We start from the raw sequence: 12,146 nt of genomic DNA on the forward strand, positions 1-12,146 counted from the left end.
TCCTTGCATTTTATAAGATCAAAAGAGCGTGTGTCAATTTAGTTTTACGATTATTCAGAATTTATTAGTTTGTTGTCATTTTTTACAAAACCAACATTTCAGCTTCATATTTTCCCAATATAGATCGGGTAGTCTAACAAAAGCGGTTCATTACGTCGTCTTTTTATTCGGAGGGATATCATGAAGATTCACTTTCAAAAGAAAAGCTTGCTGATCGCAACAATTGCGGCTCTATCCTTGATCGGAACACAAGGAGCAGGTGCCACTCAAAATGTAACGGGAGCACCCGTTGTAGCCGAAATTCACGAATGGAAAAATCCTCCTGCGCTCACTGAAGGTATTAAAGAAGGCGGCTTCTCCGGTCTGGTGCATCTCCCTAACGATCCTCCTTCTATTTTTTATACATTGGCTGACCGTGGACCAAATGGGCAATATGGCAAGGACGAGCTGCGTACCTTCCCTGACCAAAACTACACACCACGCTTGTACAAAATAAAAGTGGAGAATGGAAACATTCACGTTTTGGAAACCATCAAGCTGCATTTGCCACAGGGCAAGATCAACGCTTTTACGAAAACGAACTATATTAGTGGATTGCCGAACCTCGCTGGCCCTGATGAAGTTCCCTACGATGTAACGGGAACAAAGAAGATTAGTTACGATCCAGATGGTTTGGATTTGGAAGGTATCGCTTACAATCCGACCGACGATACTTTTTGGTTATCCGACGAATACCGTCCATCCATCATTCAAGTAAAGCGTGACGGCACAATCCTGGGCCGCTATGTACCAAAGGGCGCCAAAGAAGCCCTGGTTGCCGCAGGTGCAAAGATGGAGATTTTTGATACGCTGCCAGCCGTCTATTCCAAACGCATTGCAAACCGTGGCTTCGAAGGTGTCACGATCTCGCCAGATGGTAAGTTCTTGTATACTTCGATTCAAAGTCCGATGGCACTCCCTGATAAAAAGACAGGCGAAGCTTCCCGTAATTTGCGCATTTTAAAAATGGATCTCGCCACCAAAAAAGTCGTAGGCGAGTACATGTACATCGCAGAGAACGCGAAAGATTTCGTGAAAGTGAAACAGAAAGACGTCGTTATCAGCGACTTGGCTGCACTCAGTCAGGATGTTTTACTCATTGACGAGCGAGACAAAAATGCCGGTGCAAACGCACAGCTTAAGCGTATTTACAAAGCAGATTTTTCGAAAGCAACCAATTTGCTCGGTACGTCAACAAGTGAGCAGGACTTCGAAAAACTCACCGTTGCCCAAGTGAAAGAGAAGGGAATTGTGCCTGTTTCCAAGGAATTGCTGGTGGATGTAGCCAAATTGAATTATCCGCATGAAAAGCTAGAAGGATTAGCGATTGTGGATAAAAACACGATTGCCATTGTGAATGATAATGATTTCGGTGTAGATGGCTATGACGAGAAGGGTAAGATTAAAATCAATAGCAATCCGACGCAGATGTATGTGATTAAAGTCGGTAAGGATTTGAAATAAGAAGCAAAAGAAGAAGTCCTGCACTTTCAAAAAGTGGCAGGGCTTCTTTTTGGCGCAAATCTAGGACTCTCAAAAATTGGACTACCTAGCTTGATACTTATGATTTCGAGGATATTAACGATCAATTACGACAAACACTAGCCGTCATTAGACAGCTGCTGACATGAAGGGAGGAAAATTTGCATACTGACTGACTTTCAAAGTAGCCTTTTGTAGACATTTTTGCTACAGCAACAAGCATTCGGGCCACTCAAAGAGCGATTATCAATTTAGAAACGCAAGCTACATTCGGTTTTGCTGCGCTAATCAATGTACTGACTGATCCAAATAAAGCGCAAAGCGAAAAAGAAGATGATCTCATCGCCATCACGTTCGCCCTCAATAGTCTCATCACTCAAATCAGAACATTACGCGAAGAGTTAGAAGGACTCCAAGTAGACTTACAGCTAGAGACGAACGCACTGGCAAGGACCATTATGTTAGCTGAAACACCAGCTGAAACACCTGTTGTTCCTGAGTTAAATCAATAAATATAAAAAACAGATCCAAAACTTTATGGATCTGTTTTTGTGACTGGAAGCAATCTTCGTATCATCTTTCGTAAATACATGGGCAAATAGGCTGCCAGTATCATCGGTAGAAAAAGCTTGACCTGGAAGATCATGATTAAAATCAATAATACGGCTAGTGGCTTTTGGAGTACTGCACTTGTGAGGGAAGTCGTGACGATAGCGACCGATGTTACTGGATCGATTGGAAATAGCAATGACATGGCGTATCCGATACTTACTCCTGCAAAAATAACAGGAAAGATATGCCCCCCACGCCAGCCAGTGGCTAAACAAACCTCTGTTAAGAACAGCTTAACAATTCCGATTGCCACTAACAAATAAATGGACATATCGGTCCACTCTGCAACTAAATCTGTCAGCTGATGCTCCCCCGAAAATAAAGTAATCGGAAGAACAGTTCCGATTCCCCCGAGTACTCCCCCACCGATAACAGCTTTTATTATCTTATATTTTTCAAGTGGTTGAAGTATCGTAGGGAGAATATATCCAAAAAACTCATATACCTTTCCGAGCAAGACTCCTAAAAGGATCAATGGAATGATAGCTATGATTTCATGTCCGCCTAATTCTGCTGAACCAAAATCCGCTAACGAAAATTGTCTGTCATCGATTTTGGATAAAAGAATAAATACGAAAAACCCTGCAACAGTTGTTACTGAATAAACCAGTGTCTTTATGAGCTTAATACGTCTGGAATCTTCTCTATCTTCAAAGAATGTAGACGCTCCATATAGCGGTGTCCTAAAGATCATGCCAATGGTAGCCTCTACACTATACTCAATCATAATATCGCCATGTTCATTAAAGACTGTTTTTTTCTTGACGAGGGATTTAATGACATCTCCTGCCCATGTGGCAAGCCCTCCCACAATGCCAACCAAAGCCGCCTCGGGACCAAGACTAGCACCAAAGGACAGAACACAAATTGCCGTTATAGCGCTCTTATATCCTGAATGATAGTCAATTCTTTTCGTTTCCTTGAATTCTGCCACGACATCATCCATTTTACGTGGGTAATTACCAAAGTACTTTTGACATATGCCTACCAAAACACCGCCAACCATACACACGATTAAGGTCCAATTTTCAGCAGCAATCACATTGGGTAAATCAATCCATAAAAAGTGAGTCGTTAACGAAACAATCGCTAAAAAACTCCATGTTAGAAACCCTGTAACGCCTCCCACAGCAAGGCTATAAAGAATCAAGTTACTATATCCTACTAATTTCATTTTCTTCTATTGCCCCATTTCGATCTGTGTTCAGCTCTGGCTACTTCTCTTGCCACATGCGTAGGGTTGATCCTTGTTATTATTCCTTACTATTCTGATGTCATGCGCATCAACAGGGCAACATTCTCTGCATTTGTACTAACTAATACGAGTACCATTCCATGGATTGCTATTGCTTGGTTCGCTTTCACCTCTACCGTATCTTCCTTGAAATGAATTTCTATCAAGGGAAAACTCAAATATAAACTTTCCTTCCACGGAAGAATCATTCCATCTTCCAATCAATGTGTTATGGCTAAGAACGCCCTTGAGTGTGCCGTTGTGATAAGTATAGGTCCCTGTAACAAGGTACCCTGACTGAGATAAGGTCAGTGTGCCAAAATCTGTTTTCCATGTACCGGTTAATGGTTTTGGACATTCTACATAGTCAAATGCTTGTTGGCCAAAACCAGATGGCCCCACCATTTTTAAACGTCACAGAAACCTCTCTATTGGTACATTGCGTTGGAAAAAGTTGTGGTCCGCAAGTAGTTAACCGAGTTTCACCGGTTTTCGCATACTCGGTAGATCTTATTTCACTCGCTTTAATATATACGTACAATTTTTTTTGTCCTAAATGTGTCGCATCGGTAATTTTGATACTATGTTTCACTCCGTACGTTGTCGTTGCTATTGCCCACGTATTCATACAATTTTGCGGGATACTCGTTATCATAGGAGAACACTCCAGTACCTTTTTATGAAAATAATCTATGCGACATACATTTATGGGTTACATCTAACCTTGAAGCTGTTCTGTACGCCCGCTAACCTCGTAAAAAGGCTGTCCCACTACAGTGGAACAGCCCATTTCAACCCTATGTTACTTCTATTGCTTCTTCTATAACGAGACCCAAGTGCTTTCCAGCCACTGCTCAAAATCAGCACCTTTTTCTCCCTCATACGTATCATAGATATCGCTTCTCATTTTTTGCAGTTTCTCTTTGAACTCCTCAATCGTATGGCCTTTTGGCAAGCTTTTCTTAATTCTTACCAAGGCTTTCGTTGCTCCTTTGATCAAGTCGCCTTTTTTCTGAGCAGGTAATCGAACCCCTTCCCCAAAGGCTTTCAGTTTATGAAAAGCAGTCTCTTGCACTTTGTACACCGTATCATTTTCCACGATACGCTTCAGTAATTGAATCGTTTGCTCATGCTTCCACTGCCCTAATTCTTCAACAGCCTCTAAGCGTTCTCTCCAATTCGATGTTCGATTAGCAGCTTTCTTTAATTCCTCAAAGTTTTGGGGAAACTCGTTTTTGATTTCAGTATTATTCAATCGAATCTATCTCCTTCTGACTATCATCCTTCTATTATGACACTACGTCACACGAATAACACCACCTGATCACATATAAATTCCTCGAAACTAGGTCTGTTCCCGTTATCCCATGAATAAAATGAACGGAATTTCGCCAGTTCACCTGTCTTCTATCCATCGAGAGGAAAATGGAGGGTTGCCTATTGTTAGCAGTCAGGAAGAAGAAAATATTCCTTTGGGTGATCAGCGTAATGATGCTCTCTGCCATACTGTTGCTCTTTGTGCCATCCCTAGAAGGGGCACAGGGCAAGGGAACTGAAGCATCCACAAACACAAATGTTGTAGCCGCAGCCAAAATTGCCCCCAAAGGCTTTTATGCAAAATGGGAAATGGATGTGGGCGGAGCAAGAGGATGCTCCTCGTTGTGCTGGGAGTATTTTTACTTCATCAACGATAAGCAGGTGGCAACAACATTCCCAGATGGCGGAATTGATGCACTCAATTGCAGTAAAGATAAATGTCTAACGTATCAAATCAAAGGAAACAAACTCACGCTCAGTAACGGAAAATCGTATACGTTCAAAATCAAATCAGCAACCGAGCTGGAGATCAACGGTGGAAAATTTATAAAGTATACACCCTCCACTGGGCTAAAGCTTCAGGGCAAGTACGAGTCCTTCAGCTATTCCTCCAACGTTCTTGGTACTGGCTATGCAAGCTCGATCACCTATGTATTCAATAAAGACGGTACCTTTGTGGACAGTAGCTTCGTGGGCGTCACCACAGATGGTTCCAGTACAGGAGATAATTCTGGTGCTTCTACTAGCGTCGGATCGGAGTCCAAAGCATCCGGAACCTATCAGATCGTAAACTATACTCTCTCTCTAACTTATAAGGATGGCAAAACAAAAAAGCTCCTATTTTTCCTACCTGAACAGCCAAGTCCCAAGATGCTGCGTATCGGCGGACGCGACTTTTTGCTCGCGGATGGTAACGCCGCTAAACCTCTGCCTCCTGAACCGCCTTATACTGATTTTCTCACCACCAAAAAAATCGCAAAAAAACAAGTACTCTTTACCTTTAAGCCAAACAAGAGCGATCAGTATGACAACATCAAAATTACACTGCAAGGGTATCAATGGGCAAAGCTGACGATTGAGCCTGCTTACGTTAAGTCTTTTCAAGGGTTCAGCGATAAAGGAATTGTCGCCCTGACAGCCAAGTACCGAGTCGATAATACCTCGGCGCAAACGGTTAAAGTCAGCAGCTTGCAAGCGACGCTTGATTTGCCCGATTCCAAAGCTACTGTAAAAGCCGCGAACGGATTGACCCCCACAGTCAAGGACGAGTTAAAAGCAGGTGAAAGTGTGGAGAGCATGCTGGTCATTTTGGTTCCAGCGGAGCATTTTGAGAAGAACAAGGATTTCAAGCTGTGGTTTGGTCCGTTGCTCAACCTGAAAGGGCAGGACGTGTTTCAAGAGGAATGGCTCAACTTCAACATTTGGAAGAAATTATAGTCAAAAAAGCTTCTTGCCGCTCATGATGAGGCAAGAAGCTTTTCATTTTTATTTCGGCACGGAATACAAAGACATGATACGTCTTGCAGCTTCTTGGTATCCGCCAGCGTTACGCAAGGAGTCCCCTACCTGTATCGCACGCTCTTTATAGGTGGATTCGTTCAACACTTGCAACAAAGCATCCTTCAAAGCTGTCGGTGTAAGCAGGCCTCTATCTAACATAATACCCGCTCCTAGCTCCTCCACCCGCTTCGCCACAATCGGTTGATCGGAGCTTAATGGAATCATGACGAGTGGCACATGAAAATAGAGAGCCTCACTCGTACTGTTCATGCCAGCATGCGTAATAAAAGCATCGGCTTGCTGGAGCACTTCCAGTTGCGGAACGTACGGCTCAACGATGAAGTTGGGTGGAATATGGTCTCCGAGCGACTCCAGCTCCGTATCTTTTCCGCAAGATAGTACGAATTGAGCCGGAATATCTTGAAAGGCTGCAAAGCACAGTTTGTACAATTCCACATCCTTGGTCAAAATACTGCCCATGGAAATGTATACGACCTTATCGTATAGAGTACGAAGCTTTTTAAACGGAAACGAAGGAGAATCAGGGCGCGAAGTAATCGACGGTCCTGTAAAAATGTAGCTATCGTCCAGTTTGTCAGCATCTGGTTGGAATTCACGGCTGGTAAAGACAATCTTCATGTCCCCATACTGGCGGGTAATATCTTCAATGGCAGGCACGGCTACGTTGCATACACGAGCGATGCTCTGTGCAGTCTGCGTCACTCGTTCATAAAGTGCATCCACATCTACAGTATCGCTTGCATCAAACACTTCAACAATATGGCTGAGCGGTTCAGCAAATGCCAGGTTGGTTACGGAGCAGATCGTCGGGATTCCTAACTTCTCCCCTAAAATCGCCCCTCCCCAACCAAACAAGGAGTCAAAAATCAGGTAATCAAATGATTCGTTTTCTATCTGCGTGAGAATCTCGGGAATGCGGGGTTCAATAATGCCTCGCAGCATAAAATCAGTGAAATGAAGCGGGTGTTTGAATTCTGTTGGGTTAAAACCTAAATCACGAGATACTTGTTCATCCAATTGATACGCGCGGAATTGCGCCCCAGTCTGGGCAAGCCTATCCCGATATTCTTCTGAGCACATATAGACGACTTCTTCTCCGTTGTCGACTAGCTGCTTCACTAATCCCAATGTAGGATTGACGTGACCATCTGCTGGAATCGTAACATACAGTACGCGTGCCACTACCTCCACCTCCAAAAGAATATCCAATTAGAAAATGTTTCCATTTCATTATAGGCTAGTTGGTTGGTAAAAATAGTTAAAATCCAAATATTTCATAATTTGTTCAATATTTTATATAAAGATGTTTAGCATTGTGGGTAAACCCTTATATTCCAAGGGTTTCAAAAACACAAAAATCCCTCCAGCCATCATTTCTCCATGTGAAGGGATTTCCATCCGTTTTATTTAATTTGGAAGCCCCGAAGGCCGGATGCCTACAAGGAGTTCAACTTCTGTACTTTTTTGAGATATTTAAAATATTCCTCTCGAAGCGGATGCTTTTTACTCAACCACGGTTTACTATCTTCCCCTGTGTAGTGAATAATGGCCGGATCTATTCGCAGGTTGCTTTTATAAAGATGCTTGGACTGATAATTCCACTTAGTATCGAGTTGAAGCCAATTATCATGAAGAATCGCATTCATCGGATCTTGACTGGGATAACGAATAAGACTCTGGTTCTTTTTCATGTAATCCAAAATCTTATTCGTGATGTTATGCTCTCTCCATTTTTTCAAATTCATGACTAATACTCCCGCATTAAAGTAATCACAGTCATCCGGAATAGACAGGTCGACATGTCTTAATTTGTTTACCCCTTGCCAAGAATCCTTCACAGCTGCAAGTAAGTAATGATCAATATTGGTGTTCCATAATGGAGTGATGTCTTCTTTCATAACGATATCACTGTCCAAATAAATCACTTTTTCAACCTCTTTGTCCAAGAGGTCTGGAATCGAAATTCGATGATAGGTTTCCTGCGTAAGATGATCACGGACGAGGAATCCATCATATAGGGTCGGATCAATCGTTACATATTTGATTTGAGCATGGAATCGTTTCACAGTTTTCGTTAAGATGGATTTATTTTCCCCAGAGACTTGACTGTCAATAACGTGAACGATGACTGGGTTTTTAGAAACCTTATTTTCAAAAAGGGAATATAACATGACTGCGAGATGTATAGCAAAACCATCATTAACGGCTGTTACAATATGAATCGTGCCCACTATTCTCCCACCCCATATCCTTATTGAGCTATATATACACACTATTCATGGACAGCGTTGGTTTGTGTGATGAAAATACCTAATTATTTCTAGATGGGAGCACAATTCACAGTTGCAGACTTCCGCTGATGCCGCTTTTTTCTGTGATCGGTAAGAAAACCGTTATACGACTAGAGCATGTTCCATCCATCCCCATAAAATATATAAGCTGAGAGAACGACTCGAATTCGGCAATGACCTTAACACACAAGTAGCGCTATGGGGGTAATTTGTCCAAGCTCCAGACAGGGAACAAGAAAGTACCTATTTAAAAGGGTGATGAAATATGATCTCCTTTGTGGTTGGCAGAGGTATGGGCCATCTCGGTAGATGCATTAGCATAACGGAAAAATTGCAGCAACACCATCTTCCCATTCACGTGTTTGCCTTTCGGGAAACACATGACTATTTATCGAAAAACCTGCACAATGACGTCCAATTGAAAGCCTTTAAATCCAAAAAATTCGAGGATGGTCAGCAAACCACACTATTAATAAATGATTGGCGCTCCGATGTGCCTCGATTTCGCAGTGAGGGGAAAGTCGGTGGAAACACAAAGGTCGTGACCCTCTATCACAGTGACTTTATCATCGATAATAATGATTCAGCTCCGATGCAGGAATATAAAAATCGCATTGTAGAAATCGCTAATCAATCCGATATCTTTCTGCACATGAATCTAATTCCGCCTAAGGAGACCCATCAGCAAATGAACTGCATCTATATCCCTATTCCTTTAATCACCAGGGAAATCAGCCAGTCCCCGGAAGAGGTGCGACGCATATTAGGGCTTCAGCAGAACGAGTCGTTTATTCTGGTTCACATGGGGGGAGGACTCGCTAACCGTTATGAACAGATCGTGAAGTGGTATGATCAAATAAACTCGCTTGCCGACCGTTATCGATTTGTTGTAGCTGGGCAATTGGCAGATGAAGATTACCCATTCAATGAAAGGATCATCAAAGCCCCTCTCATCCCGAATGGCAAAAATCTTGTACAGGCGGCCAGTCTGGTCATTAGCAAACCGGGCATGGGCATTTTAGGAGATTGCATCTCAACAGGAACCCCCTTGCTTTTCCTTCCGCCGGATGATGCGGAACGCGAGCAAAAAATAGATATGCTGCGAGAAATAGCTAACAGTGATACGGTATCGATCCAGGAACCAGAAGAGATTGTACCAAAGATTGAGCATGCTTTAGCAAATAAAGAGGTTATTCAAAAAAGCTTTCGTCTTATCCCTACCAACGGCGCTGAGGTCGCAAGCAAAATTATCGAAATGGCATACCGGATCCCGTTATCGATATTGCCAAAAAGACAGGAAGATCTCCTGCGCTTGACGCCGTATGGCTCATTTGGAAATAAGGACTGATGACTTTGAAGCAATCAAGGAGGACTGTCTTAGGTAGAAGATCAATTTCTACTTAAGACAGTCCTCTTACTTTTGCTCATTCTCCATCTATGCGTCGAGTATATTTTCGATTAGAATATATCAGTGCTGTTCTGCTATCGGCAGAATGTCAAATTCTTTTACAGGTATATCCTGATCTCATTGGAGGCTATTACTACTATCATGAACAATCAACAACATACTAACGTCAAAATCGTCACAGCCGATCCTAGCGCGATCGGTTTGTTCGGACTGGCTATCGTTACGTTCGTAGCTTCTTCGCAAAAGCTTGGACTGACAGAGGGTCTTGGACTCGTGATCCCTTGGGCAATCTTCCTCGGTGCATTTGCCCAACTCTACGCATCTATCCTCGATGCGAAGCACAACAACACATTCGGGACGACCGCTTTTGGAGCATATGCGTTCTTCTGGTTCGCGACCGCAAGTAGCTGGCTTGTCAAGCTCGGCGTATTCGGTGAGACACTCGCTACAAATGCTGACGGCGCACAACTCGGCTTTGCCTTCGCGGGATATCTCATCTTCTCCATTTTGATGACGATTGGATCGATGGAGACTCATAAAGTATTGTTCTTTATCTTCGTACTGATCGACGTCCTGTTCGTGGGTCTGACTTTTGATGCTTTCGGGATTGCTTCTGGCGTATTCAAACCAATTGCTGCTTATGCTGAGATGGGTATCGCTCTTCTCTCCTTCTACGGTGCAGGGGCAGCGGTGCTAAATAATCACTTCGGCAAAGTATTCCTTCCTGTCGGTCGTCCGTTTGGGATTTTTAAGGAACGTTCTTAGTTTGGTAGCCGCTCTTTTCGCTGATCTGCGTGGGGGCGGCTTTTTCTATTGGTTGAAAACAAGCTTGAAGCGTAACATATCCGTTCCGTCTACAATATGATGTGCCTAGAACAATCTAAAGAGGTGAGCCGATGGCAGTCGTAAAAGCCAGGAGTAGTGATATTGACATGTTGGCAAGGTTGCTTCGAGCCGAAGCTGTGGGTGAAGGCGAAATGGGCATGCTCCTTGTTGGAAACGTTGGCATTAACCGAATAAGAGCGAATTGCTCCGATTTTAAAGGAATACGGACCATTCCCCAAATGATCAACCAGCCGCATGCGTTTGAAGCTCTGCAACATGGTATGTACTACCAAAGGTCTAGAGAGAAAGAACGCCGTCTGGCACGACGGGCTGTGAATGGGGAGCGGCATTGGCCGGGCAAATTCTCCCTTTGGTATTTTCGTCCGGGAACGGCGCAAAATCCCCTGCCTTGTCCGCCGACCTGGTATAATCAGCCGCACGTAGGACGATACAAGCTTCATTGTTTTTATGAGCCGACCGCGAAAGAATGTGAAAATGTATATAATACTTTTTAAATTTATGGGCTGCCCCAAGCGAAAAGAAGGGGCAGTTTTTTTATAAGCTCGCGCGGGAATGTAATCATGCATGATTCGCTAAGTGTAATACGCGAGTCTCATCCATAGGTGTGGCCTGCCCAATCATTGTTTTTCGATTGAACATACACTGTTGAGAATTCATTGTAAAAGGAGAGATTTTTAATGGCATTTAGACCACCTCTAGGGCCACCTCCGGGTCAGCCGCCAGGAGCACAGCAAGTACCAGAGCCGTTAACTCCTCCCCCATCGTTCATCCCCCCACAACCCGCTCCCTTTAGAATTGATCCAAGAGCAATGGAAGGTTGTTTGTTTCGTTTTACGTATCTTTGGCTTGTAAATGGAGAGCAATTCTGGTTTTTCCCCGTTTTTATAGGTTCTAGGTCAGTTGCAGGTTTTAGATGGACGGGTAGGTCTTGGAGACAAACTGGATTTGATTTACGGTTAATTATTGCATTTACATGCTTGTAAGCCACAGCTTCCTTCCCTTTTACAACGATTCGAATTTGGCAACACAGGCCCCGAATGTATTCAACTTGTCGCGCGGTTTCATGGGCTGCACGATCTTTGTCGTTAACGTGCAGCCTATTTAAGCTGCGTACAGTAATTGATATCTACCGTTCTAATCGAACGGCTATTTTTCTTTGTACATAATTTGATACGGGATAAGAAAACGTAAGGAGTCGGCATTTTCGCCGACTCCTTTTTTCGTCAACAATCCACTTTCTATCTAATCAAAAACCCTTATTTTCCAATCATGCAACGCTGTCCACATGTGTGGAGTAGACCGTATGAACAAGCTGTAAGATATGCCCCACCATATACTTTTTCTGGTTAAATCTAAAGATTATTTCCGAAACTACCGATATAGTTAGTATTCCGGA

Annotated in this window: 11 protein-coding genes; 6 read left to right on the plus strand and 5 right to left on the minus strand. The window is 43.2% G+C overall.

Annotated features, from left to right (window positions below; translation table 11 throughout):
* The first annotated feature begins 180 nt into the window (after positions 1-180).
* On the plus strand, positions 181-1,503 hold the full coding sequence (locus tag ACFVS2_RS19670; RefSeq protein WP_390236775.1) for an esterase-like activity of phytase family protein: 1,323 nt from the start codon (positions 181-183) through the stop codon (positions 1,501-1,503).
* Between the two features lie 553 nt (positions 1,504-2,056).
* Here the strand turns inward: ACFVS2_RS19670 and ACFVS2_RS19675 are convergent.
* The 3 genes from ACFVS2_RS19675 to ACFVS2_RS19685 all read right to left on the minus strand — a co-directional run bounded on the left by ACFVS2_RS19675 (position 2,057) and on the right by ACFVS2_RS19685 (position 4,622).
* A complete protein-coding gene (locus ACFVS2_RS19675; RefSeq protein ID WP_390236777.1) occupies positions 2,057-3,307 on the minus strand; it encodes a chloride channel protein in 1,251 nt (416 codons plus the stop codon).
* Positions 3,308-3,396: 89 nt separating this feature from the next.
* Positions 3,397-3,546, minus strand: a complete 150-nt coding sequence (locus tag ACFVS2_RS19680) for a hypothetical protein (protein ID WP_390236779.1) — start codon at positions 3,544-3,546, stop codon at positions 3,397-3,399.
* 641 nt (positions 3,547-4,187) lie between these two features.
* Positions 4,188-4,622: a HEAT repeat domain-containing protein gene (locus ACFVS2_RS19685; protein ID WP_390236781.1), complete on the minus strand. Its 435-nt coding sequence runs from the start codon at positions 4,620-4,622 to the stop codon at positions 4,188-4,190.
* Between the two features lie 185 nt (positions 4,623-4,807).
* Between ACFVS2_RS19685 and ACFVS2_RS19690 the strand changes: the two genes are divergently transcribed.
* The gene (locus ACFVS2_RS19690; RefSeq protein WP_390236783.1) at positions 4,808-6,121 is read left to right on the plus strand and encodes a hypothetical protein; all 1,314 of its coding nucleotides are present in this window, start codon (positions 4,808-4,810) and stop codon (positions 6,119-6,121) included.
* 48 nt (positions 6,122-6,169) lie between these two features.
* Here ACFVS2_RS19690 and ACFVS2_RS19695 read toward each other — a convergent pair whose 3' ends face one another.
* Both ACFVS2_RS19695 and ACFVS2_RS19700 read right to left on the minus strand, forming a co-directional pair.
* Positions 6,170-7,387 (minus strand): macrolide family glycosyltransferase, encoded by a 1,218-nt coding sequence (locus ACFVS2_RS19695; RefSeq protein ID WP_390236785.1) that lies wholly within the window; start codon positions 7,385-7,387, stop codon positions 6,170-6,172.
* 254 nt (positions 7,388-7,641) lie between these two features.
* A complete protein-coding gene (locus ACFVS2_RS19700) occupies positions 7,642-8,436 on the minus strand; it encodes a glycosyltransferase family 8 protein (RefSeq protein WP_390236787.1) in 795 nt (264 codons plus the stop codon).
* A 325-nt stretch (positions 8,437-8,761) separates the two neighbouring features.
* On the opposite strand from ACFVS2_RS19700, the gene ACFVS2_RS19705 reads away from it, so the two are divergent.
* The 4 genes from ACFVS2_RS19705 to ACFVS2_RS19720 all read left to right on the plus strand — a co-directional run bounded on the left by ACFVS2_RS19705 (position 8,762) and on the right by ACFVS2_RS19720 (position 11,733).
* The gene (locus ACFVS2_RS19705) at positions 8,762-9,844 is read left to right on the plus strand and encodes a hypothetical protein (protein WP_390236789.1); all 1,083 of its coding nucleotides are present in this window, start codon (positions 8,762-8,764) and stop codon (positions 9,842-9,844) included.
* A 201-nt stretch (positions 9,845-10,045) separates the two neighbouring features.
* Positions 10,046-10,669: an acetate uptake transporter gene (locus ACFVS2_RS19710; RefSeq protein ID WP_390236791.1), complete on the plus strand. Its 624-nt coding sequence runs from the start codon at positions 10,046-10,048 to the stop codon at positions 10,667-10,669.
* Between the two features lie 131 nt (positions 10,670-10,800).
* Positions 10,801-11,244 carry a cell wall hydrolase gene (locus ACFVS2_RS19715; RefSeq protein ID WP_106842073.1) on the plus strand — a complete coding sequence of 148 codons (444 nt, stop codon included), beginning with the start codon at positions 10,801-10,803 and terminating at the stop codon, positions 11,242-11,244.
* A 183-nt stretch (positions 11,245-11,427) separates the two neighbouring features.
* Positions 11,428-11,733, plus strand: a complete 306-nt coding sequence (locus ACFVS2_RS19720) for a transporter (RefSeq protein ID WP_228088372.1) — start codon at positions 11,428-11,430, stop codon at positions 11,731-11,733.
* The last annotated feature ends 413 nt before the right edge of the window (positions 11,734-12,146 follow it).

The sequence above is a fragment of the Brevibacillus sp. NPDC058079 genome (genome assembly GCF_042885155.1).
In the GTDB taxonomy this organism is placed as follows: domain Bacteria; phylum Bacillota; class Bacilli; order Brevibacillales; family Brevibacillaceae; genus Brevibacillus.

Coding starts and splice junctions, on each gene's coding strand:
- ACFVS2_RS19675 (WP_390236777.1), bottom strand. CDS start 3,307: ATGAAATTAGTAGGATATAGTAACTTGATTCTTTATAGCCTTGCTGTG.
- ACFVS2_RS19715 (WP_106842073.1), top strand. CDS start 10,801: ATGGCAGTCGTAAAAGCCAGGAGTAGTGATATTGACATGTTGGCAAGG.
- ACFVS2_RS19705 (WP_390236789.1), top strand. CDS start 8,762: ATGATCTCCTTTGTGGTTGGCAGAGGTATGGGCCATCTCGGTAGATGC.
- ACFVS2_RS19720 (WP_228088372.1), top strand. CDS start 11,428: ATGGCATTTAGACCACCTCTAGGGCCACCTCCGGGTCAGCCGCCAGGA.
- ACFVS2_RS19710 (WP_390236791.1), top strand. CDS start 10,046: ATGAACAATCAACAACATACTAACGTCAAAATCGTCACAGCCGATCCT.
- ACFVS2_RS19670 (WP_390236775.1), top strand. CDS start 181: ATGAAGATTCACTTTCAAAAGAAAAGCTTGCTGATCGCAACAATTGCG.